The 26962-nt window shown below is 72.3% G+C and carries 27 protein-coding genes; 15 read left to right on the top strand and 12 right to left on the bottom strand.

Translation table 11 applies throughout. From position 1 onward, the window contains the following. The first annotated feature begins 76 nt into the window (after positions 1 to 76). The 6 genes from O7609_RS07740 (at position 77) to O7609_RS07715 (ending at position 4885) form a co-directional block, all read left to right on the top strand. Positions 77 to 1216: a 5-(carboxyamino)imidazole ribonucleotide synthase gene (locus O7609_RS07740; RefSeq protein ID WP_269743302.1), complete on the top strand. Its 1140-nt coding sequence runs from the start codon at positions 77 to 79 to the stop codon at positions 1214 to 1216. Continuing rightward, a complete protein-coding gene (purE, locus tag O7609_RS07735) occupies positions 1213 to 1749 on the top strand; it encodes a 5-(carboxyamino)imidazole ribonucleotide mutase (RefSeq protein WP_269734214.1) in 537 nt (178 codons plus the stop codon). The genes O7609_RS07740 and purE overlap by 4 nt, the downstream gene beginning before the upstream one ends. Positions 1750 to 1764: 15 nt before the next feature. After that, positions 1765 to 2952 (top strand): dipeptidase, encoded by a 1188-nt coding sequence (locus O7609_RS07730; RefSeq protein WP_269743301.1) that lies wholly within the window; start codon positions 1765 to 1767, stop codon positions 2950 to 2952. 45 nt (positions 2953 to 2997) lie between these two features. Continuing rightward, complete coding sequence (locus O7609_RS07725; protein ID WP_269743300.1) at positions 2998 to 3612, top strand: hypothetical protein; 615 nt, start codon at positions 2998 to 3000, stop codon at positions 3610 to 3612. Between the two features lie 192 nt (positions 3613 to 3804). Next, positions 3805 to 4101 (top strand): hypothetical protein, encoded by a 297-nt coding sequence (locus tag O7609_RS07720; protein WP_269743299.1) that lies wholly within the window; start codon positions 3805 to 3807, stop codon positions 4099 to 4101. A gap of 307 nt (positions 4102 to 4408) precedes the next feature. Continuing rightward, positions 4409 to 4885 carry a DUF234 domain-containing protein gene (locus tag O7609_RS07715; RefSeq protein WP_269743298.1) on the top strand — a complete coding sequence of 159 codons (477 nt, stop codon included), beginning with the start codon at positions 4409 to 4411 and terminating at the stop codon, positions 4883 to 4885. Positions 4886 to 4949: 64 nt separating this feature from the next. Here the strand turns inward: O7609_RS07715 and O7609_RS07710 are convergent, their stop codons facing one another. Then, a complete protein-coding gene (locus O7609_RS07710) occupies positions 4950 to 5990 on the bottom strand; it encodes a glycosyltransferase family 2 protein (protein WP_269734209.1) in 1041 nt (346 codons plus the stop codon). Between the two features lie 108 nt (positions 5991 to 6098). Between O7609_RS07710 and O7609_RS07705 the strand changes: the two genes are divergently transcribed. After that, positions 6099 to 7604: an LCP family protein gene (locus O7609_RS07705; protein ID WP_269734208.1), complete on the top strand. Its 1506-nt coding sequence runs from the start codon at positions 6099 to 6101 to the stop codon at positions 7602 to 7604. Between the two features lie 33 nt (positions 7605 to 7637). Here the strand turns inward: O7609_RS07705 and O7609_RS07700 are convergent, their stop codons facing one another. After that, on the bottom strand, positions 7638 to 8192 hold the full coding sequence (locus O7609_RS07700; RefSeq protein WP_269734207.1) for an acyl-CoA thioesterase: 555 nt from the start codon (positions 8190 to 8192) through the stop codon (positions 7638 to 7640). Between the two features lie 128 nt (positions 8193 to 8320). Between O7609_RS07700 and O7609_RS07695 the strand changes: the two genes are divergently transcribed. After that, entirely contained in the window at positions 8321 to 9667 is a 1347-nt protein-coding gene (locus O7609_RS07695) for an LCP family protein (protein WP_269734206.1), read from the top strand. 78 nt (positions 9668 to 9745) lie between these two features. Here the strand turns inward: O7609_RS07695 and O7609_RS07690 are convergent, their stop codons facing one another. The 4 genes from O7609_RS07690 to O7609_RS07675 all read right to left on the bottom strand — a co-directional run bounded on the left by O7609_RS07690 (position 9746) and on the right by O7609_RS07675 (position 11515). Continuing rightward, the gene (locus tag O7609_RS07690; protein WP_269734205.1) at positions 9746 to 10120 is read right to left on the bottom strand and encodes a VOC family protein; all 375 of its coding nucleotides are present in this window, start codon (positions 10118 to 10120) and stop codon (positions 9746 to 9748) included. Positions 10121 to 10257: 137 nt separating this feature from the next. Beyond that, complete coding sequence (locus tag O7609_RS07685) at positions 10258 to 10467, bottom strand: DUF397 domain-containing protein (RefSeq protein ID WP_269734204.1); 210 nt, start codon at positions 10465 to 10467, stop codon at positions 10258 to 10260. A gap of 14 nt (positions 10468 to 10481) precedes the next feature. Next, positions 10482 to 10691: a DUF397 domain-containing protein gene (locus O7609_RS07680; RefSeq protein WP_269734203.1), complete on the bottom strand. Its 210-nt coding sequence runs from the start codon at positions 10689 to 10691 to the stop codon at positions 10482 to 10484. Next, the gene (locus tag O7609_RS07675; RefSeq protein ID WP_269734202.1) at positions 10688 to 11515 is read right to left on the bottom strand and encodes a helix-turn-helix domain-containing protein; all 828 of its coding nucleotides are present in this window, start codon (positions 11513 to 11515) and stop codon (positions 10688 to 10690) included. The genes O7609_RS07680 and O7609_RS07675 overlap by 4 nt, the downstream gene beginning before the upstream one ends. A 107-nt stretch (positions 11516 to 11622) precedes the next feature. Here O7609_RS07675 and O7609_RS07670 point away from each other — a divergent pair, with 107 nt between their 5' ends. The 5 genes from O7609_RS07670 (at position 11623) to O7609_RS07645 (ending at position 13788) form a co-directional block, all read left to right on the top strand. Then, positions 11623 to 11847: a hypothetical protein gene (locus tag O7609_RS07670; RefSeq protein ID WP_269743297.1), complete on the top strand. Its 225-nt coding sequence runs from the start codon at positions 11623 to 11625 to the stop codon at positions 11845 to 11847. Next, positions 11844 to 12125: a hypothetical protein gene (locus tag O7609_RS07665; RefSeq protein ID WP_269743296.1), complete on the top strand. Its 282-nt coding sequence runs from the start codon at positions 11844 to 11846 to the stop codon at positions 12123 to 12125. The genes O7609_RS07670 and O7609_RS07665 overlap by 4 nt, the downstream gene beginning before the upstream one ends. A gap of 51 nt (positions 12126 to 12176) precedes the next feature. Next, entirely contained in the window at positions 12177 to 12500 is a 324-nt protein-coding gene (locus tag O7609_RS07660; protein WP_269743295.1) for a hypothetical protein, read from the top strand. A 212-nt stretch (positions 12501 to 12712) separates the two neighbouring features. Continuing rightward, positions 12713 to 13321: an ArsR family transcriptional regulator gene (locus O7609_RS07650; RefSeq protein WP_269734199.1), complete on the top strand. Its 609-nt coding sequence runs from the start codon at positions 12713 to 12715 to the stop codon at positions 13319 to 13321. After that, the gene (locus O7609_RS07645; protein ID WP_269734198.1) at positions 13321 to 13788 is read left to right on the top strand and encodes a hypothetical protein; all 468 of its coding nucleotides are present in this window, start codon (positions 13321 to 13323) and stop codon (positions 13786 to 13788) included. Before O7609_RS07650 ends, O7609_RS07645 begins: the two co-directional genes overlap by 1 nt. 114 nt (positions 13789 to 13902) lie before the next feature. Here O7609_RS07645 and O7609_RS07640 read toward each other — a convergent pair whose 3' ends face one another. Continuing rightward, on the bottom strand, positions 13903 to 15243 hold the full coding sequence (locus O7609_RS07640; protein ID WP_269734197.1) for a UDP-glucose dehydrogenase family protein: 1341 nt from the start codon (positions 15241 to 15243) through the stop codon (positions 13903 to 13905). 175 nt (positions 15244 to 15418) lie between these two features. Between O7609_RS07640 and O7609_RS07635 the strand changes: the two genes are divergently transcribed. After that, positions 15419 to 16594, top strand: a complete 1176-nt coding sequence (locus O7609_RS07635) for an acyl-CoA dehydrogenase family protein (RefSeq protein ID WP_269734196.1) — start codon at positions 15419 to 15421, stop codon at positions 16592 to 16594. Between the two features lie 193 nt (positions 16595 to 16787). Continuing rightward, positions 16788 to 17372, top strand: a complete 585-nt coding sequence (locus tag O7609_RS07630) for a flavodoxin domain-containing protein (RefSeq protein WP_269734195.1) — start codon at positions 16788 to 16790, stop codon at positions 17370 to 17372. Positions 17373 to 17759: 387 nt separating this feature from the next. Here the strand turns inward: O7609_RS07630 and O7609_RS07625 are convergent, their stop codons facing one another. The 5 genes from O7609_RS07625 to O7609_RS07605 all read right to left on the bottom strand — a co-directional run bounded on the left by O7609_RS07625 (position 17760) and on the right by O7609_RS07605 (position 26801). Then, positions 17760 to 19616 (bottom strand): Dyp-type peroxidase, encoded by a 1857-nt coding sequence (locus tag O7609_RS07625; protein ID WP_269743294.1) that lies wholly within the window; start codon positions 19614 to 19616, stop codon positions 17760 to 17762. Positions 19617 to 19632: 16 nt separating this feature from the next. Further along, positions 19633 to 21420, bottom strand: a complete 1788-nt coding sequence (locus tag O7609_RS07620; protein WP_269743293.1) for a glyoxal oxidase — start codon at positions 21418 to 21420, stop codon at positions 19633 to 19635. 342 nt (positions 21421 to 21762) lie between these two features. After that, entirely contained in the window at positions 21763 to 23484 is a 1722-nt protein-coding gene (locus O7609_RS07615) for an LCP family protein (RefSeq protein ID WP_269743292.1), read from the bottom strand. Positions 23485 to 23515: 31 nt separating this feature from the next. Beyond that, positions 23516 to 25303, bottom strand: a complete 1788-nt coding sequence (locus O7609_RS07610; RefSeq protein ID WP_269734191.1) for an LCP family protein — start codon at positions 25301 to 25303, stop codon at positions 23516 to 23518. Between the two features lie 190 nt (positions 25304 to 25493). After that, positions 25494 to 26801 carry an LCP family protein gene (locus tag O7609_RS07605; RefSeq protein WP_269743291.1) on the bottom strand — a complete coding sequence of 436 codons (1308 nt, stop codon included), beginning with the start codon at positions 26799 to 26801 and terminating at the stop codon, positions 25494 to 25496. Between the last annotated feature and the right edge of the window lie 161 nt (positions 26802 to 26962).

Genomic DNA, 26962 nt, shown 5'->3' with positions numbered 1-26962 from the left:
GCGCGTCCCTGCTCTGGGGTACCCGCGCGTTCGATACCCGTGCGTCAGCGCTCCGGACGCCCCTTACCCTGGTGACGTGACGTTTCCGGTAGTCGGCATGGTCGGCGGTGGCCAGCTCGCCCGTATGACCCACGAGGCTGGCATCCCGCTCGGCATCCGTTTCAAGCTCCTCAGTGACACCCCGCAAGACTCGGCCGCGCAGGTGGTCGGCGACGTCGTCGTCGGCGACTACCGCGACCTGGACACGCTGCGTGACTTCGCCCGCGGCTGCGACGTGATCACGTTCGACCACGAGCACGTGCCCACCGAGCACCTACGCGCCCTCCAGGCCGAGGGCATCGCGGTGCGGCCCGGGCCCGACGCGCTCGTCCACGCCCAGGACAAGGGCGTCATGCGGGCCCGGCTCGACGCCCTGGGCATCCCCTGCCCCCGGCACCGCGTAGTCGCCGACCCGGCCGACGTCGCCGCCTTCGCGGCCGAGGGCGGCGGCTTCCCCGTCGTCCTCAAGACCGTGCGCGGCGGCTACGACGGCAAGGGCGTGTGGGTCGTGGACGACGAGGAGCAGGCCGCCGATCCGTTCAAAGCCGGTGTGCCGGTGCTCGCCGAGGAGAAGGTCGACTTCGTCCGCGAGCTGGCCGCCAACGTCGTCCGCTCTCCGCACGGACAGGCCGTCGCCTATCCCGTCGTCGAGTCCGTCCAGGTCGGCGGCGTCTGCGACACCGTGATCGCCCCCGCGCCCGGGCTCAGCGCCGAGCAGTCGGCCGGCGCCCAGGAGCTCGCGCTGCGCATCGCCCGGGAACTCGACGTCGTCGGACACCTGGCCGTCGAACTCTTCGAGACGCGCGACGGCCGCACGCTCGTCAACGAGCTCGCCATGCGCCCGCACAACTCGGGTCACTGGACGATGGACGGCGCCGTCACCTCGCAGTTCGCCAACCACGTGCGCGCCCTGCTCGACCTCCCGCTCGGCGACCCGCGCCCCCGCGCCCCCTGGACGGTCATGGCCAACGTCCTCGGCGGCGACTACCCCGACATGTACGGCGCCTACCTGCACTGCATGGCCCGTGACCCCCAGCTCAAGATCCACATGTACGGAAAGGACGTGAAGCCCGGCCGCAAGGTCGGCCACGTCAACACCTACGGCGCCGATCTCGCCGACGTGCGCGAGCGCGCCCGGCACGCCGCCGACTACCTGCGAGGAACGATCACCGAATGAGCGACGCCCGCCCCGCCCCCCTCGTCGGCATCGTCATGGGCTCCGACTCCGACTGGCCCGTCATGGAGGCCGCGGCGCAGGCGCTCGCGGAGTTCGAGGTGCCCCACGAGGTCGACGTCGTCTCGGCGCACCGCATGCCGCGCGAGATGATCGAGTACGGCGAGAACGCCGCCGACCGCGGTCTCAAGGCCGTCATCGCGGGCGCCGGCGGCGCCGCCCACCTGCCGGGCATGCTCGCCTCCGTCACCCCGCTGCCCGTCATCGGCGTCCCCGTCCCGCTGAAGTACCTCGACGGCATGGACTCGCTGCTGTCCATCGTGCAGATGCCCGCCGGCGTCCCCGTCGCCACCGTCTCCGTCGGCGGCGCCCGCAACGCCGGGCTGCTGGCGGTGCGTATGCTCGCCGCCCACGACCCGAGCCTGCGGGAGCGTGTCACCGCCTTCCAGGAGGAGCTGAACGAGCAGGCGACCGAGAAGGGCCGCCGCCTGCGCAACAAGGTCGCGAACGCCGACGGCTTCGGCTTCGCCCGCTGACGGCCGGGGACAGCCATGACCGACTCCCTGACCCGCGCCCGCAAGCTCCTGGCCGACTTCCCCGTCGTCGACGGCCACAACGACCTGCCCTGGGCCCTGCGCGAGCAGGTCCGGTACGACCTCGACGCCCGCGACATCGCGACCGACCAGTCCGCCCACCTGCACACCGACCTGCCCCGGCTGCGCGCCGGGGGCGTCGGCGCGCAGTTCTGGTCGGTCTACGTCCGCACCGACCTCACCGGGGACGCCGCCGTCAGCGCCTGCCTGGAGCAGGTCGACGTCGTACGGCAGCTCGCCGCCCGCCACCCCGAGGACCTCGAACTCGCCTTCACCGCGGACGACATGGAGGCCGCCCGGCGCCGGGGCCGCATCGCCTCCCTGATGGGCGCCGAGGGCGGCCACAGCATCGCCAACTCGCTGGGCACCCTGCGCCAGCTCCACCAGCTCGGCGTCCGCTACATGACGCTCACGCACAACGACACCATCGACTGGGCCGACTCCGCCACGGACGAGGCCCGGCACGACGGGCTCACCGCGTTCGGCGAGCAGGTCGTCCGCGAGATGAACCGCGCCGGCATGCTGGTGGACCTCTCCCACGTCGCCGCCACCACCATGCGCGACGCGCTGCGCGTCACCCGCGCCCCGGTGGTGTTCTCCCACTCCTCGGCCCGGGCCGTATGCGACCACCCGCGCAACGTCCCCGACGACGTCCTGGCCCAGCTCCCCGCCAACGGCGGCATCGCCATGGCCACGTTCGTGCCCAAGTTCATCCTCCCCGCCGCCGTCGACTGGACCCGGCGGGCGGACGAGAACCTGCGCGCCCACGGCTTCCACCACCTCGACACCACCCCCGAGGCCATGGCCCTGCACCGGGCCTTCGAGGAGGCCGAGCCGCGCCCCGTCGCCACCCCGGCCACCGTCGCCGACCACCTGGACCACATGCGCGAGGTCGCCGGCGTCGACCACATCGGCATCGGCGGCGACTTCGACGGCACCGCCTTCCTGCCCGCCGGGCTGGACAGCGTCGCCGGATACCCCAACCTGATCGCGGAGCTCCTGGACCGCCGCTGGTCCGAGGCCGACCTCGCCAAGCTGACCTGGCACAACGCGGTACGCGTGCTCCGGGACGCCGAGGCCGTCGCCCGCGAGCTCACCGCCACCGCACCCCCGTCCAACGCGACCATCGGTCAACTGGACGGCTGAAACCCCCGTTGACGCCGCCGGGACGGGGCGGGGAAGGATGGGCGCATGATCGCGCTGAGACGCCTGGCGGCCCTGTCCCTCCTCCCCCTGTCCCTCGCCCTGGGCGCCTGCGGCACCGAGACCGGCTCCGGTTCCGTCGACGTCCCGGACCGCGCCGAGCTGGAGCGGCGCGCGGCGAGCATCGGCAGCGCCCCTGAGCTGATCTACGTCACCGAGGCGGACGGCTACGCCCTCGCCAGGCAGTCGGTGGGCGTGTACGGCGGCGACGGCTTCAGCGCGGCCTACTTCTCGCGGGAGCAGGGCGCGACCTTCATGCTCACCGTGGACCGCGGCGAAGCGGGCTGCGACCAGCCCGCCACCGCACCGGACGCCGGTGAGGGCACCTGCGAGGCCGACGGCGACCTCTACTACCGCGCGGGGCCCTCGCAGCACGTCTACGAGCGCGGGGCGGACGGCCACGTCGTCCGGGTCAGCTCGGACCGGGGCGGAACCGACCGCGAGACCCTGCGCGAGGCCGCCGAGGCCGCCCACCGCGCGGACAACGCCGAGCTCCACGCCGTCCTGCCGCCGCTCTCCGAGACCCCCGCGCCCATCGAGCGCGGCGACCTCCCCGAGCACGGCGACGCCGCCCCTCAGGACCCACCCGGTGTCAGCGGCTGAGCCCGCGCCCGCCTCCGGCTTCGGCCCGTGCAGCGGCTGCGTAGTATGGATCTAGGTAGATGGGAACTACCTGGATGAGATCTACGTGAGATCGCCGAGGAACCGGAGCTGCTGCCCACAGGCGGCCGGGACTGGCCGGAAGCCTTCCGCGCCCTCGCGAGCGCGCTCCCCGACAACACCCCGTCGATCGTCGTGCTCGACGGGGTGCCCTGGTTCACCGAGCAGGACGCCGCTTTCGACGGAGCCTTGCAGACCGCCTGGGACCGACTGCTGTCCAGGCGCCCGGTGCTGCTGCTCCAGCTCGGCAGCGACATCCACATGATGGAGCGGCTGACCGCCTACGACCGGCCGTTCTACGGCCGCGCGGACCACCTGGTGCTCGGTCCGCTGAACCCCGCCGAGGTGGGATGTGCCCTGGGGCTGTCCGCAGCCGACTCCATCGACGCCGCCCTGGTCTCCGGCGGCCCCCCGGGCATTCTGCGCGCCTGACCGCAGGGGACGAGCGCCCTGGCCTTCCTGGAGGCCGAATGCCGGGATCCGGCCTCCCCGGTGTTCAGCATCCCGGAGTCCGCGCTGATGGCCGAGTTCCCCGGACCGGACCAGGCCCGACGGGCGCTGGAGGCGGTGGGCAGCGGGGACCGAACCTTCGCCAACATCGCTGCCACGGCTGGAGGGCGAGAGGGAGCGCTGCCCTCCGGATCTCTCTCCGCTGCTGCGCCGCCTGGTCGGCGAGAAGCGGGCGCTCGCCCTTGACGAGCCGCTGTCCACGCGTCCCGGCAAGCCCGCCCTGTACCGGGTGGCCGACAGCAACCTCCGGCTGTATCTGGCCGCGCTCCGCGCGGCCCAGGAGCAGACGAGGCGAGGCCGTCCCGAGGTCGCCTACCGCCTCGTCGAACGACGGTGGGCCACCTGGCGCGGGCGCGCCGTGGAGCCCGTCGTCCGTGAATCCCTGGAGCTCGCGGCACTCGACGGCGCTCTGCCGTGGCCCGAGGTGGAAGCCGTCGGAGGCTGGTGGAACCGGCGGTTCGACCCGGAGATCGACCTCGTCGGCGCCGACCGGGCGCCCGTGGCCGGGAGGATCCACTTCGCCGGCTCGGTGAAATGGCTGAACACCCCGTTCGACGGCCGTTACCTCGCCGCCCTGCGCCGGGGAGCCGTCGAGGTGCCCGGCCTCGACGCCGCCCGCACGGGCCTGGTCATCGCGTCGGCGAACGGCATCGCCCCTGGCCTCGACACCGACGGCGTCGGCCTCGTCTGGCGCCCGAGGACGTGATCGCGGCCTGGCGGACGTCAGGGCCGCAGCAGGGGTGACGTCGGGGTGACCCGGCCGGTGAGCCTCAGGCCGCGTCGGCCGGGGCCGGGGTGCGGCGGGAGGCGATGACCTTGCGGGCCAGCGAGCGCGGGCTCGTCAGATAGCCCCAGCCCCACGCCATGTGCATCGTGGCCAGCGCCACCGGGATCCGGGCGCGGGCCGCGAGCGGCAGCCCCCGGCCGGCCGGAACCGAGCCCGCCGTGATGGCGGCGAGGTACCCGCCCGGCACGACGAGGGCCCACGGCGTGACGACGGCGCCCAGCACCGTGCCCGCGGCGATGGCCAGCAGCGCCGTCGGCGGGGCGAGATAGCGCGGGTTGATGGAGCCCGGGTGGTAGCGGGCGACGACGTGCCGCCAGCGGCCGTAGTTGCGGTACTGCTTGGCGAGCGCCCGCACGCTCGGCCGCGGCCGGTAGGACACCAGCAGTTCGGGGGAGAACCAGATCCGGCCGCCCGCCGCCCGGATGCGGTAGTTCAGCTCCCAGTCCTGGGCCCGGATGAACTCCTCGTTGTAGCCGCCCTGCTGCTCCAGGACCTCCCGGCGGAAGACGCCCAGGTACACCGTCTCGGCCTCGCCCGCCTCGCCGCCGGTGTGGAAGGCGGCGTTGCCGACGCCGATCCTCGACGTCATCGCCGCGGCGACGGCCTGTTCCCAGGCGTTCTCACCCTCGGCGTGCATGATCCCGCCGACGTTCGCCGCGTCCTGCTCGTCCAGCAGCCGCACGGCCGTCGCGATGTAGTCCGGGGAGAGCATGCCGTGCCCGTCCACCCGGACGACGACAGGGTGCCGGGACGCCTTGATCGCCGCGTTCAGCCCGGCCGGCGTGCGCCCCGTCGGGTTCGGCACCGTGTGCACCCGCGCGTCCTCGGCCACCAGCGCGGCGGCGATCTCGTCCGTGCGGTCCGCGGACGGGCCGAGCGCGATCACGACCTCCAGCTCGCCGGGGTACTCCTGGGCGAGGATGGCCCGCACCGATTCCCTCAGGTGCCGCTCCTCGTCGAGGACGGGCATGATCACGGAGACGGGGGGCGCCGGGCGCGCCGCGCCGGGTACTGCGGAAGTCACCCCGTCACGTTACCGCGAACGGAGGAACGTGCCGCACGGCAGCCGCCCCCGCGACCGGCCGGGCCGTACTGTGACCCACAGCCCGACCCCTGCCCGGAGGTCCCGTCCGTGCCCCCTACGCCGCGCCCCTCCCGGCGCCGCCCGGCGCGCCGGCCGCCCCGGTGGAGGCTGCGGATCAGCCTCGCCACGGCCGGGACGGTCCTCGCCGTCAGCGGCTTCGGGCACGTGGTCATGACGGGGGTGGTGGACGGCATCGGGCGGGTGGACCCGTTCGACGACCTCGGGGACCGGCCCGAGGCGGGCAAGGGCCTCAACTTCCTCGTCGTCGGCGTCGACGGCCGCGAGAGGATCTCCGAGAAGCAGCGCCGCGCGTACCACCTCGGCGGCGCGCCCTGCCAGTGCACGGACACGATGATGCTCGTCCACCTCTCCGAGGGCCGCGACCGCGCTTCCGTCGTCAGCCTGCCGAGGGACAGCTACACCACCCTCCCGCCGCACACCGACCGGGAGGGGGGCGTGCGGCACGGGGCACTGCCCAGCAAGCTCAACGCCGCCTACACCCACGGCGGGCCCCGGCTCACCGTGGAGACCGTCGAGCGCATGACCGGCGTCCACGTCCACCACTACCTGGAAGTGGACTTCACCAGCTTCATGCGGACGGTCGACGCCGTGGGCGGTGTGCCGGTGTGCACGGTGAAGCCGCTCAAGGACAGCCACTCGGGCCTGGACCTCCCCGCCGGCACGAGCGTGCTCGGCGGCGGCGAGGCGCTCCAGTACGTCCGTGCCCGCCACGTGGACGGCAGCGCCGACCTCGGCCGCATGGAGCGACAGCAACGTTTCGTCGCCTCCCTGATCGACCAGGCGACCCGCAGCGGCGTGCTGATGAACCCCGGCAGGCTGCGGAAGGTCACGGACGCCGCCCTCTCCTCCGTGCGGGCCGACCACGGCTTCGGCTCGGAGGAGATGCTGGCCCTGGGGAAGGCCCTGCGCGGCCTCGGCCCGGCGTCCTCGGAGTTCGCCACGGTGCCCATCGCCAACGCCCGCCACCGGGTGCCTGAGCTTGGAGAAACCGTTCTGTGGGACGAGGAGAAGGCGAAGAAGCTGTTCATCGCCCTGCGCCGGGACGAGCCGCTCACCGACCGCCCGGCCTCCGGCGCCGGTGAGAAGGGCGACGGCGACGAGGGCGCCGGGAAGGGCCAGGGGGAGCCGCCGGAGCGGGCCGTGCCGGTGGCGGTGCCGCCGCGCAACATCCGGGTCCAGGTCGACAACGGGACCGAGACGTCGGGACTCGGCCACCGGGTCGACCGGGAGCTGGCCGCCACCGGCTTCGCCACCACGGGCATCCCCGGCAACGCGAAGAAGCAGGACGTCGAGAAGACCGAGATCGCCTACGACCCCCGCTGGGACCGCTCCGCCCGCTCGCTGGCCGCCGCCCTGCCCGGCGCCGAGCTGCGCGAGGTCGAGGGCCAGGGCCCCCTGATGCGCGTCACCCTCGGCGCGGACTTCCGCGAGGTCACCCCCGTCCGCGCGGCCGAGCCGCCGCCGGACCGCGCGGCCGAGCGGCGCAGGGGCTACACGGTCGTCACCGGCGACCAGGTCGTCTGTCCGGACTGAGCGGCCGGGACCGGGCGGCCCTGCTGGGTGCCGTCAGCCGTCGTGCAGGCCCTCGGCGGTGCGGCGCTCGCGCAGCTCGCGGATCGCGCGGCGCCGGGCCAGCCGGTGGGTGCGGCGGATGTGCGCCTCCTGGTAGCGCCGCCGGTCCCGCTCCGTCTCCGGCATCACGGGCGGCACGGCGCGCGGCTTGCCGTCGGTGTCCACGGCGGCGAACACCAGGTACGCGGTGCCGACCTGGCTCGGGGGAGAGGATTCGTTCCAGCGCTCGGCCAGCACCCGCACCCCGACCTCCATCGAGGTCCGGCCCGTCCAGTTGACCTGGGCTTTCACATGAACAAGATCGCCAACGCGGACCGGCTCCAGGAACACCATCTCGTCCATCGACGCCGTGACCGCCGGACCCTCGGAGTGCCGCCCGGCCACCGCTCCGGCGGCGTCGTCCACCAGCTTCATGATCACGCCACCGTGCACGGTGCCGAGGAGGTTGGTGTCGTTGTGCGTCATGATGTGCGACAGCGTCGTACGGGACGCCGCCGTCGGCTTCGCCGGGAGTTCGCTCTCCGCGGCGGCCTTCGCAGGGTCGGTCATGCCGCCAGCGTAAGCGGCGGTCCGCAATTCGGGCACGGCGGGTCGAATGCTGCGGCTCTGCAACAGCCCTGCCCCGGTTCCGTACCCGGGTGTGTCGCCCGCGCGTGGGGCAGGGCACACTGCCAGCCATGAGCGACTGGCCCCAGGGATGGACCGGAGACCGCGACCGCGAGCAGTACGGCCGCGGGGCGAGCAGAGCCGAGCCCGAGGACGCCCGCGTCATGCGGACCGTCCGCGGCGCGCCCGGAGTGCCGTCCCAGCCCGCCGACGGCTACGACGCCGGCCGGGCCCAGGGGCACGACGGATACGGGCAGCCCACCACGTACGGCTCCGCGCCCGCCGGGCCCGAGCCCGGCTACGACCCGGGCTACGACCCCGGGTACGACGCGGGGGCTCCGGGCCGGCCCGGCATCCCCCGGCAGGCCGGGCCCGGCCACGGCTCCGGCGGCCCGGGCGGCATGCCCGGGCCCGCGCCCCGTCCCCGGCCGAACTGGCGCCGCCGCATCACCGTCGGCCTCGTCGTCGGCCTCGCCGCCCTGCTCGTCGTCGGCGTCGGCACCTACTTCTGGGCCGACGGCAAGCTCCAGCGCGACGTCGACCTCGCCAAGGTCGAGGACCGCCCGGAGGCCGGAAAGGGCACGAACTACCTGATCGTCGGCTCCGACAGCCGCGCGGGCCTCAGCGACGAGGACAAGGACAGGCTGCGCACCGGCTCCGCCGCGGGCAAGCGGACCGACTCGATGATGATCCTGCACGTCGGCGACAACGGGAACAGCCTCATCAGCCTCCCGCGCGACTCCTGGGTGACGATCCCCGAGTTCACCGGCTCCGAGTCCGGCAACCGCATACCCGCGCAGCAGCAGAAGCTGAACACCTCGTTCTCCATCCAGGGCCCCGAGCTGCTCGTCCGCACCGTCGAGTACAACACCGGGCTGCGCATCGACCACTACGCAGAGATCGGCTTCGGCGGCTTCGCCAACATCGTCGACGCCCTCGGCGGCGTCGAGATGTGCTTCGACAAGGCCGTCAAGGACAAGAACTCCGGAGCGGACTTCGCCAAGGGCTGCCACCGGCTGGACGGCGCCGAGTCGCTCGCCTTCGTCCGCAACCGCTACAACGTCGAGGGCGGCGACCTCGGCCGCACGCAGAATCAGCAGAAGCTCCTGGCCGCCCTCGCCAAGGAGAGCGCGACCCCCTCCACCGTGCTCAACCCCTTCTCCCTCTACCCGACCATGGGCGCCGGCCTGGACTCGCTCATCGTCGACAAGGACATGAGCCTCTTCGACCTCAGCTCCATGTTCTGGGCCATGAAGGGCCTCACCGGCGGCGAGGGCACCCAGATGAACATGCCGCTGTCCGGCTTCTACACCGCCCCGGGCGGGCAGAGCGCGCTCAAGTGGGACATGGCGCGCGTGAAGCCGCTGATGGAGCAGCTGAAGAACGACGAGAAGGTCACCGTCAAGGGCGGGATGTAGCCCCTCGGCCCGACGCGCGAACAGAGCGGCCCCGGCGGAGTCCCCGCCGGGGCCGCTCTCACGTGCGCCGGACCTGCCTCACTGGGCGCACAGGCAGAAGGGGTGCCCCACCGGGTCCGCGTAGACCCGCCAGTTGCGCTTGCCGCCGTCGTCACCCTCCAGCAGGGTGGCGCCCAGCTCCAGCACCGCACGCTCGGCCTCCTCCAGCCGCTCACGCGGAACGTCGAAGTCCAGGTGCATCTGCTGGCCGTGCTCGGTCGACGGCCACCTGGGCGGCTGGTAGCCCTCGGAACGCTGGAAGGCGAGCCGCCGCCCGTCCGGGCCGACGATCTCCAGCCACTCGTCGTCGCTCTCCGGGTCCGTCTCCCAGCCCAGCACGGCGCTGTAGAAGGCGGCGAGCGCCCGCGGGTCGGGGCAGTCGATCGCGGTCACTCCGAATTCGGCGATAGCCATACGGAAAGGTCTCCCTCGTGAGGCTCGTCCCTCGGGCGGTGGGCCGTCCCACCGCCCGCAAAGGGGCCAGCCTGCCCCACCCCGCCCACCGGGTCGAGCAATTTTCGTCCGCCCGTGCTGTGTCGCGGCGCGATGGGTCAGACGGTGCCGAAGTCTTCGGCCTTGACGCTCGCGACGAAGGCGGAGAAGGCGTCGGCAGGGACGTGGAGTGCCGGACCGCCAGGGTTCTTGGAGTCGCGGACGGGGACGATGCCGTGTGTCGCGATGAGGTTGGCGGCGACCTCGATGCACTGGCCGCCGTTGTCGCTGTAGGAGGACTTGTACCAGCGGGGGGATTCGGTCGTCACAGGGTGCCCTTTCGTCAGATGGCGCCGAACTCCTCGGCCTTGACGCCAGCGACGAACGCGGAGAAGGCGTCGGCGGGAACGTTGAGTACCGGGCCGCTCGGGTTCTTGGAGTCGCGGACGGGGACCACGCCGCGCGTTGCGAGGAAGTTGGCGGCGACCTCGACGCAGTTGCCGCCGTTGCTGCTGTAGGAGGACTTGTACCAGCGGGGGGATTCGGTCGTCACGGGGTGCCCTTTCGTAACTGCTCGAACATGGCCACGGAGGCCGCCTGGGCCAGCGCTTCGGCCTGTAGCTGATGGTAAGCCGTCAGCATCGGTACAACGGCGGTGACTTCGCGCTCCAGATGCCCGCGTGCCTGGGACTCGGCATAGGCGGCCATGGACCGGTCGGCCAGGGTGAGCAGATTGACCGGCAGGTTGAACGGGCGCCGCGCTCCTATGTCGAAGGGCGACACCTGGAGAACCCAGTTGGGAAGCGAGGCGACCTCGGCCAACCGCTGGAGCTGGGCTTCCATGACCTCTGCGCCTCCCACCGCGTGCCGCAGGCAGCTCTCGTCCATCACGACGAGCACCATGGGCGGCCGGGGACGCACCAGCGCGGCCTGCCGTTCCGCCAGGAACGAGACCCGCTCCTCGGCTTGTTCGGGCGTGATGGCACCACGCTGCACATCGCCGTCCGCCAGCGTCCGGGCGTACTCGGGCGTCTGCAACAGGCCGGGAATGAGACCGACTTCGAACAGCCGGATCTCGACGGCCCGACCCTCGTAGCCGACGTACTCCGGAAAGCCTTCCAGCAGAGCCCCGTGCTTGAGCTCGCGCCATTCGCGCTCGAACGCGTCGCCGGTGTCGAGCGCCTGATCCGCACTGCGCGAGAACCGCAAGGTCGGGGACTTCCGACCAGTTTCGACCGCTGACATATGCGTGCTCGAATATCCCATCCGAGCGCCCAGTTCCTCCTGCGTCCACCCGCGCCGTTCCCGCTGGCTGCGCAGACGTGCGCCGAACGCCGCTTGAGGTGAGGCGTCCGGATTCAACTCCTTGCGGTTCAACCGGCTTTCACCAACCTTCCCTCCGTTTCCCACAAGTTGAGTGGTTCCCGACTGTAGGCCACGCTTGGCCACCCCGGTAGTGGAACCGCTACGGAGAGGAGTGGCCGGTGTCGGATATGGACGGTCCCACGCAACGGCGCACGCCCCGCGCGTCCGCCGAAGACGCTCACGCCCGGGCCCCGGGCACCGAGGATGACCGCGGTGAACCCTGGGGCCACGACGAGGCGGGGGAGCCGTATGCCGACTGCGAGGACTCCGCGCTGCTGCGGCGGCTGCGGGCGCAGGTGAACGAGGAGAATCGCATGCGCCGATCCGTGCGGTGGGCGCCATGACCGCGACCCGTTGGTGCGTCGCGCTCGCCCTCGCGGCAACCGCCGGAGCGGCCCTGGCCTGGCGGCGCCGGGCGCGGGCGGAGGTGCCTCGCGCGGCCTTCGCCGAGCTGCGACGGCTGGAGACGGACCAGGTGCTCCGCGCGGCCTTCCTCATCGCGCTGGACCAGGCGATCGTCGAGCGGGAGCGATGGCGCACGGAAGAGCTGGAGGCCGTGGACGCGGCGGCCGGACAGCTCCTCGACCTGCTGAGCCCCGAGAACGACGAGCGGGCCCGATGAACGGGACGCGGTATCTGGCCGAGGCATGCGGGGGGCGACGCCCGGACGACGGTGCGGCTCGGCAGCCACCTCGCCCCCACCCGTCGGCTGGCCCTGAGGTGGCTCAGGCAGCGGGCCCGACACTTCGCCGACGCCCTCGACCCGGACCCCTCCACCCCGTGGATTCCGCCGCTCGCCCTCCAGCGCGTTCCGTACGCCGACCACGACGCGCCCGCCGAACTCAGGGCTTGGGCCGAGGGCGCCCGTGTGCACGATGCTGCGTTGCAGCGTCTCGCCGAGGGACTGCCCTGCGTGTTCGTCATCCACGACGACATCTGTTGGTACGCGTTCACGGCGCGACCCCTGCCCGTGCTGAGGGCTGTGGGACACCCTTGAACGCATCCGTAACTGGCTGAACGCGGAAGGCGGACTGCCGCTGAACGGGGCACACGCCCGCATCACCCCCGACGGCGTGGTGCACCGGTACCGCGGGGTACGCCGCGGGCAGCCGTGCCCGAACCGAGTGGACACCCGACCACCGGGCCAAGCACATATCGGCCGCCGGCTGTCACGGTGAGCGGTCAACCGCAGAACGTTACTTTCGCTGCGTGCCTGATATCCTGCGTCCAGTGAAAGTGTCACCGAGTCTGCTTCCCATCCTCAGGTCCCGCACGCAAGGAGAGCTCCTCGCGCTCGTACTCCTGCATTCGGAGCGCGAATACAGCATCACCGAGCTGGCCGACGAGATCGGAGTGACGCCCACGGCTGTCCTCCGCGAGGTTGACCGGCTGAGCGGCGGCGGCATCCTGGCCGACCGGAGAGTGGGGCGCAGCCGCCTCGTCAGGGCTCGTACGGACACTCCGCTGTACCGTCCGTTGAGCGATCTCATGTCCGTCTCCTTCGGCCCCATGCCCGTGCTCACCGAGGCGTTGGGGAAACTGGAAGGTGTGCGGCGGGCGTATATCTACGGCTCTTGGGCCGCCCGGTACAGCGGCGAGCCGGGGCCGCCGCCCGCTGACGTCGACGTCCTCGTCGTGGGTGATCCCGATGCCGACGCGCTCTTCGACCTTGCCGAGGAGGCATCCCGTCGGCTGCGCCGCGAGGTCAACGTCCACCGGGTAACCGTTGAGGCGTGGGAGGCCGACACTGATGATCCGTTTCTCACCAGCGTTCGCGAACGTCCGCTGGTCCGGCTGAACCTCGACCAGGAGGTGTAGTGACGCGCTGGAACCAAGGCCGGTCGACGGTCGACGCGCTCATCAGCAGTGGTCGGCTGGAGCGCGTGCCCGCTTCCCGGCAGGCCGCCGAAGCGGAGCTGGTCCGGGCCCGCACGCATGTCGGTTCCGCACGGCAGCTGTTGGCCACCGACCCAGAGGGCGCATACACGCTCGCCTATGACGCAGCGCGCCGAGCACTGGCCGCGGTACTGCAGAACCAGGGGCTACGCGCCACCAGTCGCGGTGGCCACACCGTCATCTACGAGGCGGTGCGGGCGCAGCTCGACCCGCCGCTTGGGGCCGCGCTGCGTCCCTTCAACCGCATGCGAGCCCGGCGTAACGAAGTCGAGTACCGCTCATCGGAGGCTCCGGCGGTGACGCCGCAGGAAGTCGAGGCGGACATGACGAAGATCGAGGCGCTCATCGAGCTCGCGGAGAGGGCGATTCCGAACATGCCACGCTATTGAGGCCCGGATGGCTGCGTACGTCTACGGCTTGGCGTGCCTGGGGGCGGCCGGGAGCCTGCTCCATGACGCGCTGCCGTGGCGTGTGACGGCCTCCGGCTCCAGCGGGCGCGTTCCCTACGCCGTGGGGCGGCCGAGGGCGCGGAAGGTCCAGCCCGCCTTGCGCCACAGCGCCGGGTCGAGGGCGTTGCGGCCGTCGAGGATGTGCCGCTCGGAGACCTCCTCGGCCAGCCGCTCCGGGTCCAGCTCGCGGAACTCGCGCCACTCGGTGAGGTGCAGGACGACGTCGGCGCCCCGCACGGCCGCGAGCGCGCTCGGGGCGTAGCCGAGGGTGGGGAAGAGGGCGCGGGCGTTGTCCATGCCCTTCGGGTCGTAGACGGTGACCTGCGCGCCCTGGAGGTGGAGCTGCCCGGCGACGTTGAGGGCGGGGGAGTCCCGGACGTCGTCGGAGTCCGGCTTGAAGGTGGCGCCGAGGACGGCGATCCGCTTACCGAGGAGGGCGCCGCCGACGGCCTCGCGGGTCAGCTCGACCATGTGGCCGCGGCGGCGCATGTTGATCGAGTCGACCTCGCGCAGGAAAGTCAGGGCCTGGTCGGCGCCCAGCTCGCCGGCGCGGGCCATGAAGGCGCGGATGTCCTTGGGCAGGCAGCCGCCGCCGAAGCCGATCCCGGCCCGCAGGAACTTGGCGCCGATCCGGTCGTCGTGGCCGATGGCCTCGGCGAGCTTGACCACGTCGCCGTCGGCGGCCTCGCACACCTCGGCCATGGCGTTGATGAAGGAGATCTTGGTGGCGAGGAAGGAGTTCGCCGCCGTCTTCACCAGCTCGGCGGTGGGGAAGTCGGTGACGACGAAGGGGGAGCCCTCGGCGAGGGGCCGCTCGTAGACGGCGCGCAGCAGGTGCTCGGCGCGCTCGGAGCGCACGCCGACGACGATGCGGTCCGGGTGCAGGGTGTCCTGGACGGCGAAGCCCTCGCGCAGGAACTCCGGGTTCCAGGCGAGCTCCGCCTCGGCGCCGACGGGGGCCAGCTCGGCGAGCCGGGCGGCCAGCCGCTCCGCGCTGCCCACCGGCACCGTCGACTTGCCCACGACCAGCGCGGGCCGGGTCAGCAGCGGGGCCAGCGACTCGATCGCGGCGTCGACGTAGCTCATGTCACAGGCGTACTCGCCGTGCCGCTGCGGAGTGTTCACGCAGACGAAGTGGACGTCGCCGAACTCCGCCGCCTCGGCGTAGGACGTGGTGAAGCGCAGCCGCCCCGAGGAGCCCTCGACCCCGGTGACGTGCCGGGCCAGCAGGTCTTCGAGGCCCGGCTCGTACATGGCCGCCCGGCCCTGGGACAGCAGCTCGACCTTCTCGGCCACCACGTCCACGCCCAGCACCTCGAAGCCCAGCTCGGCCATGGCGGCGGCATGCGTGGCACCGAGATAGCCGGTACCGATCACGGTGATCCTGGGGGCCATGCGGGGTACTCCCTGACAGCGGGGGACGGCAACGGGGCCCGAGCATAGCCGGGACACGTTGCGCACTGTCGGCAAGCTCACGTGTACCCGTGGGGGAGCCGACCAGTAGAATTCGGTTACTTAACGGTAACTAGCACTGGCACTGAGCAACCCATCTCCAAGGGAGTGAGTCACCGTGGCGGGAGCCGCTGATTTCGACCTGTACCGGCCGGCCGAAGAGCACGACATGCTTCGCGACTCGGTGCGCGCGCTCGCCGAGGCGAAGATCGCACCCTTCGCGACGGCCGTCGACGAGGAGGCCCGCTTCCCGCAGGAGGCGCTGGACGCGCTCGTCGCCAACGACCTGCACGCCGTGCACGTCCCCGAGTCCTACGGCGGCGCCGGGGCCGACGCGCTGGCGACCTGCATCGTCATCGAGGAGGTGGCCCGCGTCTGCTGCTCCTCCTCGCTGATCCCCGCTGTGAACAAGCTCGGCTCGCTGCCGGTCATCCTCTCCGGCTCCGAGGACCTGAAGAAGAAGTACCTGGGCCCCCTGGCCAAGGGCGACGCCATGTTCTCCTACTGCCTCTCCGAGCCCGACGCGGGCTCGGACGCGGGCGGCATGACGACCCGCGCGGTGCGGGACGGCGACCACTGGGTGCTCAACGGCGTCAAGCGCTGGATCACCAACGCCGGCGTATCCGAGTACTACACGGTGATGGCTGTCACCGACCCGGAGAAGAAGACCCGCGGCGGCATCTCCGCCTTCGTGGTGGAGAAGGGCGACGAGGGCGTGTCCTTCGGTGCCCCGGAGAAGAAGCTCGGCATCAAGGGCTCGCCCACCCGCGAGGTGTACCTCGACAACGTGCGCATCCCGGCCGACCGCATGATCGGCGACGAGGGCACCGGCTTCGCCACGGCGATGAAGACCCTCGACCACACCCGCATCACCATCGCCGCCCAGGCCCTCGGCATCGCCCAGGGCGCGCTGGACTACGCCAAGGGCTACGTCCGCGAGCGCAAGCAGTTCGGCAAGCCGATCGGCGACTTCCAGGGCGTCCAGTTCATGCTGGCCGACATGGCGATGAAGATCGAGGCCGCCCGTCAGCTCACCTACGCCGCCGCGGCCCGCTCCGAGCGCGTCGCCCTCGGGGGCCCGCACGAGGACCTGACCTTCTTCGGTGCCGCCGCCAAGTGCTACGCCTCCGACGCGGCGATGGAGGTCACCACCGACGCCGTCCAGCTCCTTGGCGGCTACGGCTACACCCGGGACTACCCGCTGGAGCGCATGATGCGCGACGCGAAGATCACCCAGATCTACGAGGGCACGAACCAGGTCCAGCGCATCGTCATGGCCCGCAACCTGCCGTAAGGCGTTGCCCGGGTTCAGCGACCCGCCCGAGGCGCCCGGCCGGGGCTTCCCGGCCGGGCGCCTCGCCGTCGCGGCCGAGGGCGCCCGTCGGCCCCCGCCCGTGTGGATTCGGCCCCTCGCCCGTGTGGAGGCCCCGGGCGTGCGGCGAGCCGCCCGCGCCACGACACTCGAGGCGAGCCGACGGGAGGCAGCCATGGCCGACGAGCCGGACCAGCCCGGTGCCGCGGGGCGCGAGCGCCGCTCCGACGGGCCGACCGTGCTCGTCGGGTACGCCTCCGCCCACGGCTCCACGCGGAGCATCGCCGAGCGCGTCGCGGCCGGGTTGCGGGAGGCCCCCGCCGAGGCCGACCTCCGGCCCCTCGGTGAGGTGGCCGACGTCCACACGTACGACGCGTTCGTGATCGGCAGCGCGGTGCACGACATGGCCTGGCTGCCCGAAGCCCTCGCCTTCACCCGTCGCCACCGGCCGGCGCTTCGCACGCGCCCCCTGTGGATCTTCAGCGTGGGCGCCCCCGCCGCTCTGCGCGGCTGGGGGAAGGCCATGGTGGGGCAGGAGGAGCAGAAGGTGGTGGGGGAGTTGCTGGACGCACTGCGCCCGCGCGGTCACCGGCTCTTCTCCGGCGTGATCCGGCCCGAGCACCTGTCGGTGTCGGGGCGGATCGCGCTCAAGGCGATGGGCCTGCGCTACGGCGACTACCGGGACTGGGCGGACGTCGAGGACTGGACGCGGCAGATCGCGCACGACCTCGTGGGCGGTCGGCCCGGGGGAGGAGACTGACCTGCCGGACGAGGTCAGCAGCGTGGGACCTCCGTCGGTGATGTGGCAGTACCCGCGCACGGGGCTTCCCGGCCGCAGCGTGCCGAGAACCCGACCGGGGCGGCCGCCGGGCCGAGCTTGCGGAAGGGGTGCGTCAAGGAGTCCATCCGGACGACGTCGCGCTCTGTCTCGGGGTCGACCGGTTCCCCTTTGCCATGGTTGCGGCCTTGGAGGGATCGGAACTGATCCTCCGTCCGTGCGCCGTCTCTTCGCTGGACGCGAGGTGCGAGACCCCCGCCTGATCGCCGGTCGGGTTCGGCTCTCAGCGTCGGGACGCCAGCACCGCAGGCCTGCGGAACACGGCCCCTCCCCGCCCCGCGCCGGGGGCGCCGGGGCGGGGCCTTGGGATCAGTGGCGGGTGTGGGTGGCCCAGACGGGGGTGTCGGACGCGTTGTAGATCACGACGTTGCCGTCGGCCTGCACACTGAGCCTGGCTCCCGGGTTGCCGTCGGTGCCCGAGGCCCACAGGGCCCGGTTGTCCTCGGTGTAGATCACGAGGTTGCCGTCCTCCTGGAAGACCGCGCGCCGCCCGCCGGGGCCGGATACCCGGGAGAACCACCGCGGGTCCTGACGCTCGTCGTGGACGACGAGCTTGCCGTCGTCCTGGAGGGTCAGCCGGGCCTTGCCCGCGTCCACCGCGTCCTCGATGTCGAAGGTGGAGACGGCGGCGATGTCGTGGTTGCCGCTCTCCCGGACGGTGACCTTGATCTTCTCCTCGTCCTCGCCCAGCTTGCCGTCCGCCAGCCTGTCCAGGGTCGAGAGCGACGGGGTGAAGGCGTAGACGGCGCCCTCGGTGCGGACGAACTGCTCGAAGCGCACCCGCTGGTCCTCGAACGAGACGTCGGTGCTGACGCCGATCACCGGGTCGGCCCCCGGTTCCGGGTCACGCCGCGGGAAGTTCGGATCGTTGACCCAGTCCTTCTGGATGAACTCGAACTGCCGTACCAGGTCCGACTGGTAGCAGACGAAGACGAGGCCGCGGCTCGCGTCCGGTCCACGTCCGGGGCCGCCCGCCGGGTCGAAGGCCTGCCCGTAGGGGATGCCGCGCCGGATGATGCGGCGGGCGTCGAGCCCGCCCTTCTCCGGCTCCGGCTTCCCACCGGGCCCCAGCACCAGACCGTCCCGGGGGTTGGTCTTGCGCAGGTGCGAGAACAGCGGGGTGACCTCGCCCTCCGGATCGTCGGCGAAGCTGATGTCGTTGTCCTGCCCGGCCTCCGCGTCCGAGACGGCGTCGGCGTGCGGGCACTTGGCCACCGGGGTGCCCGAGCGCCAGCGGCCGACCATGCGGGCCGCCAGCCACTCGGCCGTGGCCTCCGGCGGCACTGCCTTGGCGTTCTTGAGCTCCCGCAGCCGCAGGGCGACCTGGGCCCACCAGCCCGGGACGTCCTGCCCCAGCCGCCGCACCACCTGGAAGGAGCCGTTCACGGCCCAGAGCGGGAGGCCGTGGGGCCGCCCGTTGACGGTCTCCTCGCCGACGACGAACTCGCCGGCCGGGATGCGCCGGGTGCCGGGGCTGTCCTTCTTCCACTCGGGGTGGTCGGGGTCGGGCTCGTCGAAGCCGATGACGGCCGGCTCGCTGACCCCGTCCTTGAAGCCGAAGTGCTCCTTGCCCCGGCGCTCGCCCTCCAGCGTCCTGCCGTCCTGCTCGAAGGTGATGACCACCTTGTGGGCCGCGGCCTCCTGGCGCTCCATGCCGAGTGCCGTGCGCAGGTCCTCGGGCCGGTCGGCGGCGACGGTGAGCACGGCGTGGACGGTCTGGCCCACGCTGTCGCCGAACAGCCAGTTCTCCGGTGAGTTGTCCCCCGTGTCGCCCAGCATTCCGGCCCGGGCGGCGGGGCCCTGCTTGAAGGCGTGCTGTGTCGTGCCCTCGGTCGTGTTCGGGAACGGCTCCCCGCCGGTCAGCTCCTGGAGCCCGGCGTAGGTGAAGCCGATGCTCCGCCAGGTGGCGTTGAGCTTCTTCGGGTCGTCACCCGCGGTGTACCTCCGGGCCGTGCTGAAGGCGGCGTTGAACGAGGCGACCTGCCGTGTCGTGGCGATGCGCGGCTTGAGGCGGCGCAGCCAGGTGCGGGCCCGCACGGGGTCGTCGAACTTCAGGAACAGCAGTTGGACGTGGTCCTTCTTGAAACCCGCGAGCACGTCGCCCTGGATCTCTCTGCTCTGCCGCAGCGGCAGCCCGGTCATGGTGCCGGTCATCGTGTCCTCCATCGGTGTGCGCTCCCTTTCAGCTGCTCTGCTGCGGGGTGAAGTGCACCCACTTGGCCACGCTGGGTACGCCGTCCTCGTTGAGGAGGAACAGCATGTAGTAGCCGGGCGGTGCGGCCTTGGCCGAGGGCGGGGCCTGGAGTTCGAGTGAGGTGCCGGAGCGGCCCTTGACGCGGACGTCGAGGTGGCGCTGGCTGAAGTTGACGGCGTGGGTGGCCGTGGTGGGGGCCAGCAGGACGGCGCGGTCGACGTCCTCCGGGGTGCCGGTGAGGACGGTGAAGCGCTCGTCGTAGGCGAGGGCCCGCTGCGGCACGGCCGCGAGGTCGGGGCGTTCGCCGCCGTGCAGGTAGGCGGGCTCGTAGATCTCGATGCTGCCGTCCATGTCGTCGGTGATGTCCGGGTCGTTGGCGATCTGCTGTGCCTCGTCGCCGGTGACCATGACGCGGCCGTCGGGCAGGACGACGGCGTTGGAGTGATAGCCGCGGGGCAGTCGTTGGACGGGCCCGAGCCGCCAGTTGCCGTCCTCACCGCGCAGCTCGACCTGCCGGTACTTGGGGTCCGCGTTCGGGTTGTACGGGCCGTTGCCGTAGTCGCGGATGTCGAAGGCGCCGTTGACGGTCATCAGGGTGCCGTCGGGCAGGATCAGCGTGTCGTCCTGGGTGCGGCCGAAAGCGCGGGGCTCCTGCTTCTTCCACTGCCTGCCGACGAGCTGGTACGTGTTCGGGTCGTTCCGGTCGCCGCCGAGCACCAGGACGGAGTCGGGCCCGCGGAAGCCGGCGGGCAGAGGGACGGCGGAGCCGTAGTTGCGCAGGGACGTGCCGGGCCGGTCGGGCAGGGCGGTCCGGGTCTCCTTCACCGGGTCGAACAGCCACTGCTGGTCGTGGTCCCGGCCGAGCCCGTAGATCTTGCCGTCCCGCAGCGAGAACAGGTGGGGGTAGTCGTGCCGGTAGGGGGCCGTGGCGCCGAAGGTGTCCACGGCGACGCCCCGGGGCACGTCCGCCTTCACGACGGGCACGGGGCGGGCGAAGGCGGGGAAGCGCTCCACGACCTCGGTCGGCGTGCCCCAGCCGAGCTCGGACTGTCCGGACATGACGAGGATGCGCCCGTCCGGGCCGGTGACGGCGCTGGGGTACCAGCGCCCCACCGACATCTCCTCGTTGAGCGCCCAGGTCTCCGTCCAGGGGTCGAAGACGAGGGAGAGCTTGGCCCCGGCGCCGTGGTTCCCACCGAGGTTGCCGCCGAAGACGCCGAGCATTCCGTTGGGGAGGAACGCGTGGCCGGCGCAGAAGAAGGGTGCGGGCCTGGGCTCGTTCTTGCCGTCCGGCATGTTGATGACGGGGGGCGTGACCTTCCTGAAGGCCTCGGGCCCGGTACCCCTCGCCGGGTTCCACAGAAAGGCGCGGCCGGCGTTCTTCTCGCCGATGACCTGAGTGGGTGCGGTCTCCCGGGTCGGGTTGGTCTCCATCCGCTCGAAGGAGAACATCAGCACCTTGCCGGTGGGCAACTGGGCCACGTGGACGGCGAAGTCGGGGGAGGGGAAGTACTGCGTGAAGGCACCGAAGTCACGTGGGTCGACATCGGCGTTGTGGGCGGCCTGCGAAGTGGTGAGGCTCTTCAGCCGGGCCGTCCGCATGGGCTGCGGGTAGTCGCCGATGTCCTCGATCGCCCTGCGGGTGCGGGCGTGCGCCTCGGCGTGCTCCCGTCCGATGACGGCTGCCTCGTCCTTGTCGACGCGGACACGGGTGTCGGTGGCGGTCTCGGAGGTCGTGTCGTGGGGGGCGTCGTGTGCGAGGGCCGGAACCGCCACCGCGAGGGGGCGATGAACGCGGAGAGTGCGGCACAGGCGGAGATCAGGGCGGGGGGTCTGGGTCGTGGCATGGGGGTTCCTCGGGTTCAGGGCCACTGCCGGCGGGGGTCCCGCACGGTGCGCAGCACCGTCCCGCGTCCCCCGGGCAGGGCTGAGCCACCCCCGCCTTGGGAGCCCTTGCGGCGTTCATCCCAGGGCGGGTCATATGCGTACGGCACTAACCGGCGGTCACTTACGGTTGCATATGAGCACACTGGGTGATGATGTGCAATGGCTGAGCCTGCCGGTCGCGCGAGTGGTCGACGCCCGAACAGATGACGGGATGCCGGTGGGTCCGGCCCGTCACCAGGTGGCGACCGGGTTGACGTGCATGCAGGCGTCCCTGTCCATGCCGTTGAGGCCGTCCAGCTCCGGCGGGGGCCGGTTGTCGTCCTCCTGGCGCGGCGAGGGGTTCGCGGGGTCCCGCGTGTCCGGGTACGTCGCGCCCTCGGGCCAGTCGGCGCCCACGGTGAGGGCCAGTCCGGGGTCGGCGGCGGCATGCCGTACCGCGTCCTCGGGCAGTCCGAGCGCCCTCGCCACGGTGAGGGCGGCCGCGCGCTGCCCGGGCTCGGCGTAGGTGAGGACGGTGTCCTGCCGGGAGCGCGGTGTGGCGTCGGCCACCGTCTGGGTGAAGCCGGCCGACCGGAGTTCGCCAGCGACGGCCGTGGCCCGCCCGGAGACCGGCGCGTGTCCCACGCCGCCGGTGCCGTTGAACACGCGCACGGCCACGGAGGACGGGTCCACCGCGGGTTCGGTGGGGTCGGCCGTCGGCTCCTTCGACGGGGACGCGGAGGGCGACTCGGGGCCGGTCGGGTCGGCGGCCTGGGCGGGCTTCCCGTCGTCCTCGCCGTCGAGGGCGACGTCGCGGCGGAGCATCGAGAACACCTGCTCGGCCTCGCCCTCCTTCGGCAGGACGTAGCTGCCGCCGGGGGAGTAGACCCACGGCATCGTCGCCATCGTGATGCGCTCGGAGGGCACCTTCTTCAGCTCGTTCGCCAGGTCGAAGAGCTTCTCGACCCGGTCCAGGCCGTGGTCCACGGTCAGCGCGCTGGTGGCCTCCTCGGCCAGCCGGCGCAGCCGGTTCGGGTTGCTGAGCTTCGTCCCGGACTTCAACTGCCGGACCATCGAGGACATGTACATGTGCTGGGCCCTGGCCCGGCCGATGTCGCTGCCGTCCTCGAAGCCGTACCGGGTGCGCAGCCACTGCAGGGCCCGCTCACCCCGGACCGTCGTCTCGCCCTGTTCGAGGCGCAGGCCGGAGCGGCGGTCGTACACGTTGGCGTCCACGCACACCGGGACGCCGCCGACGGCGTCCGCCATCGAGACGACGCCGGTGAAGTCGATCATCATGAAGTGGTCGACCGGGATGCCCGTGAGCCGCTCCCAGGTGGCCACCGTACAGCCCGGACCGCCGTTCTGGAGGCTGGCGTTGATCCGGTCGACGCGCTCCTGATAGACCGTGCCGTCCTCCGGATCCGTGCAGCGCGGGATCGTCACCCGGGTATCGCGCGGGATCGACAGGACCGACATGTCGCCGCGGTCGGCGGACAGGTGCAGCAGCATCTGGACGTCGGCCAGGGGCGGCCGGCCGCGGTCGGCGCGGGCCCCGCCCAGCCGCACGTTCTCGTCCGAGTTCCGGCTGTCGGAGCCGAGGAGCAGGATGTTGAGCGGCGTCTGCCCGGCGGCGTTGGGCTCGACGGGGTCCAGCTTGTCGTCGCCCAGGTGGAGCGCCGCCTTGCGGAGGTCGCTGTTCAGGCTGTCGTACCAGAGGTAGCCCGCGCCCGCGGTGCCGAGTATGAGCACGCACAGCACGATCGCCGACCAGCGCAGGACGCGGCGGGCGAGCGGCGCGGGCCGCGTCCGGGCCCGGCCGCCATGGCCGTCGCCGCCGCCCCGGCCGGGCTCGGGCCGCCGTTGCCGCGGCACCGTCTCCCGGTCGTGGTCCGGGCCCCGCCCGCCGTGGGCGGGGTCTCCGCCCACGTGCGGCCGGACGCCGGTCCCGGAATCGTGTTCCTTCGGTCCCACCGGATCTCCCCCTCGCCAGTCCGGTCAGTGATCACTTGGCGCAGACGTTCTCGTCCCCGCCGTTGATCTTCTGGACGCCCTCGGGCGCCTCGTCCGGTGCTTCCAGCGGCGTACCGGCGGCCACGTAGTCCCTCCCCAGGACCAGGGTCATCGGTACGCCCTCGCCCGCGGGCGCGTCCTGCTTCTTCAGCGCTGACTTCGGCAGGCCCATCATCTCGGCCAGCGTCGCGGCCTGGCCGGCCTGGTCGGAGCCGAAGGTCAACGTCGTCGTCGGCTGCTTGGCGTCCGCGTTGCCCGCGTTGGTGGACAGCGGCACGCCCTGGACGTTCTGCAGCCAGGTGACCGTCTTCTGGGCCGCGCCGACCGGCCCGCCGCCGTTGAGCACGTCCACCCGCACCTGCCCGGCGGGCGCCTTCGCCACGGGCTTCGCGTCGTCCTTCTTCCCGCCCTTCCCGCCGTCCTTCTTCCCGGTGTCCGTCAGCGACTTGTCGGCTCTGATCATCTGGAACAGCGGTCGTGCCTTGGCCTCGTCCAGCACGACGGTCGCCTTGACCTTCTCGGCCGGGTTGTCGAGCACCGGCACGGTGGCGAAGGTGATGTTCTCCGGGTTCACCTGCGACAGGTCCCGAGCCAGGCCGGAGAGCTTCTTCACCGAGCCGATGCCGGTGTCCACGGTGAGTGCGTTCGTGGCGGCGCGGGCCAGGTCGAGGACCTTGCCCGGGTCGGTGAGGGTGTCCCGCGACTTCATCTGCCGGAACATCGAACCGAGAAACTGCTGCTGGAGCTCGATGCGGCTGAGGTCGCTGCCGAGCCCGACGCTGTTGCGGGTGCGCACGAAGGCCAGCGCCTGCTCGCCCTCGACGACGTGCGTGCCCGCCTCCAGCTTCAGATGCGACTTCGGGTCGTCGATGTCCTTGGCGACGCAGACCTCCACGCCGCCGACGGCCGTGGACAGCTCCTTGACGGCGTTGAAGTCCGCCATCATGAAGTGGTTGATCTTTATCCCGGTGACCTGCTCAACCGTCCGCCAGGTGCAGCCGGGGTCCCGGCCGTTCTGGCCCAGGCTCTCGTTGAACCGGACGCCCTGGGAGCCGGGGATGAGCTTCTCCGTGCCGTCCTGCTGTTTCGTCGGGCAGCCGGGGATGTCGACGATCATGTCGCGCGGGATGCTCAGCACCGTGGCGTTCGAGCGGTCCTCGGAGACGTGCAGGAGCAGCGTGGTGTCCGCGTGGCCCACGCTGTCCCGGTCGCCGTAACTGCCGTTGCCCTCCCCGGCCCGCGTGTCGGTGCCGATGAGCAGGATGTTCACCGGTTCGCCCGACGTCGCCGGGTTGTCGATGCCGGTGTCGACCTTGTCGATGTTGCCGTCGAGCTCCCGGTAGAGCAGGTATGCGGTCGTGCACCCGGAGAGCACGAGCAGGGCCAGGGCGCCGCCGCCCCAGCGCAGCACACGCTTCTTCCCGGACGGCTTCGGCTTGGGCTTCCGGCGTCGGTGCGGGCCGGTGCCGCCCTTGCCCTCGGCGGCCGGACCGGGACGCTGCCCCGGGACCCGGCGGCGTCCGCTCCCGGTGGCGGGGGAGCCCTCGGAGGGACGCCAGCCCGTGCCGTGCCCGGAGCCGGCCGGGGAGCCGGTGTCGCCGCCCGCCGCCTGCCGGGGAGGCGGCGCGGCCTCGTGGCCCCGCTCGGGAGCCCCGCCGGCTCCCGGTCCGGCGTCACCGGTGGCGGGCAGGCGCAGCTCGTAGCTGCCCGTGCCGGGGTTGTACACCCACTGGTCTGCGGGATCGATGTTTCCCGCGTGCCCACGGCCTTGCGCGTCCACTCGCGTGCGTCCTCCGTCGTCCGGGTCGCGCCAGCCCCCTCTGAGCGCTCCGGTGGTCAGGGCGGTCGATTCGAGCGCTCACACTATCCGCCCAGTTCAGCGCGCAGCCATGCCGGTGACACATCCCTGGGGGTGTGAATCCGGCACTACGGGGCGAAGACGGTCAAGCGGGGAGATCGGTTCCGTGGGATCAGTCACACGGCGCGTGCTCGGCGGTCGCTCCGCTGTAGGTCGGCGTCGGGGTCGGCTCGCTCGGGCCGTCGTCGTCCCCGGTGCCGCGCTCTCCGCGCGCGCCGTCCGCCTCCTGCCGGTCCTCCGCGTCCTCGGACCGCTGGACGACGTCCACCGGGCGGTCCTTGCGGATCAGGGTGAACAGCCGGTCCGCCTCCGGCTGTACCAGCTCGTCCCGGTTCGGGTCCTGGCTGTAGGGCTGCCGCGGCACGGTGAGGAAGACGAGGCCCTCCTCGGGCAGCTCGCGCAGGCCGCGGACGAGCTCGTACAGCTCGGTGAGCGAGTTGAGTCCCTCGTCGGCGGTGAGGGAAGAGGTCGCCGCGTCCAGGACCGGCACCAGCTTGGCCGGGTTCATCAGCACGCCGGTGCTGCGCACCTTCCGGAACAACGAGGCCAGGAAATCCTGCTGGCGCTCCATGCGCTCCGTGTCGCTGCCGTCGCCCAGCGCGTGCCGGGCGCGGACGTAGCCGAGCGCCTCCTCGCCCCGCAGGGTCTGCCGCCCGGCGGGCAGCCGCAGCTTCGCGTCCCGGTCCACGACCGGCTTCGGCAGGCAGACCTCCACGCCGTCCACCGAGTTCACCAGCTTCTTGAAGCCCTGGAAGTCGATCACCAGGTGGTGGTCGACGCGGATGCCCGTCAGCTCCTCCACGGTGCGGATCGTGCAGGACGCGCCGCCGAACTCGTAGGCCCAGTTGAACTGGGCGAACTGCTCGCGCGACTCCTCACCCTCCCGCCGGTCCACGCAGCGCGGGACGGTGACCATCAGGTCCCGGGGCAGGGACACGGCCGTCGCGCTCTCCCTGTCCGCCGAGAGGTGCAGCAGGATCGCGGTGTCCGAGCGGGCCTGGCCGTCGTCCTCCCCGTAACGCCTGTTGTCGCCCTCGCGGCTGTCGGAGCCGATGAGGAGGACGTTCTGGGCGTCGTGCACCTCCGGGACGGGCCGCTCCTTGTCGTAGCGCTTGAGGATCTCGGCGGTACGGGTGTCCGTGGTGATGTTGTCCTCGAACCTGAGGTAGAGGGCGGCGCCGATCCCGGTGGCGGCCAGCACGACGAAGGCCCCGCCGGCGGCGGCCCAGCGCAGCCAGCGGCGGCGGGAGCGTGGCGCGGGAGCGTCGGCCGCCTCGCCGTCCGAGGCCGCGTCCGGCTCACCTCGCGGCTCCGTGCCCGGCTCGCCGGTCCGGGGCCGCTCCGCGGGGGCCGGGTCGTCCCCCCGGCCCGGTTCCGGCCGCGGGCCGCCTGCGTCGTCGTCGTTGGTCACGGCGTCCATCCCTCGCTTGCGGCGGCGTGGCCCGGGCCGACGGCGCAGGACCGCGTCGGGGTGCCGCGCGGCCCGGCCGGGCGAGCCCGGGTTCCGGCCGCCTGGTGGGGCGGTCGCGGGCGGGTCCTCCACCCATCGTGAAACCAGGGCCGACGCCTGGCGAGCCCACG

Origin of the sequence: Streptomyces sp. WMMC1477, from assembly GCF_027460245.1 — a bacterium.
Lineage (GTDB): Bacteria > Actinomycetota > Actinomycetes > Streptomycetales > Streptomycetaceae > Streptomyces.
This window is presented reverse-complemented; position numbering and strand designations above follow the sequence as displayed.

Bases quoted from the DNA above. Each gene is read 5' to 3' on its own strand.
- purE (WP_269734214.1), top strand. From the start codon at position 1,213: ATGAGCGACGCCCGCCCCGCCCCCCTCGTCGGCATCGTCATGGGCTCC.
- O7609_RS07730 (WP_269743301.1), top strand. From the start codon at position 1,765: ATGACCGACTCCCTGACCCGCGCCCGCAAGCTCCTGGCCGACTTCCCC.
- O7609_RS07725 (WP_269743300.1), top strand. From the start codon at position 2,998: ATGATCGCGCTGAGACGCCTGGCGGCCCTGTCCCTCCTCCCCCTGTCC.
- O7609_RS07700 (WP_269734207.1), bottom strand. From the start codon at position 8,192: ATGACCGACCCTGCGAAGGCCGCCGCGGAGAGCGAACTCCCGGCGAAG.
- O7609_RS07695 (WP_269734206.1), top strand. From the start codon at position 8,321: ATGAGCGACTGGCCCCAGGGATGGACCGGAGACCGCGACCGCGAGCAG.
- O7609_RS07690 (WP_269734205.1), bottom strand. From the start codon at position 10,120: ATGGCTATCGCCGAATTCGGAGTGACCGCGATCGACTGCCCCGACCCG.
- O7609_RS07665 (WP_269743296.1), top strand. From the start codon at position 11,844: ATGACCGCGACCCGTTGGTGCGTCGCGCTCGCCCTCGCGGCAACCGCC.
- O7609_RS07640 (WP_269734197.1), bottom strand. From the start codon at position 15,243: ATGGCCCCCAGGATCACCGTGATCGGTACCGGCTATCTCGGTGCCACG.
- O7609_RS07630 (WP_269734195.1), top strand. From the start codon at position 16,788: ATGGCCGACGAGCCGGACCAGCCCGGTGCCGCGGGGCGCGAGCGCCGC.
- O7609_RS07625 (WP_269743294.1), bottom strand. From the start codon at position 19,616: ATGGAGGACACGATGACCGGCACCATGACCGGGCTGCCGCTGCGGCAG.
- O7609_RS07605 (WP_269743291.1), bottom strand. From the start codon at position 26,801: ATGGACGCCGTGACCAACGACGACGACGCAGGCGGCCCGCGGCCGGAA.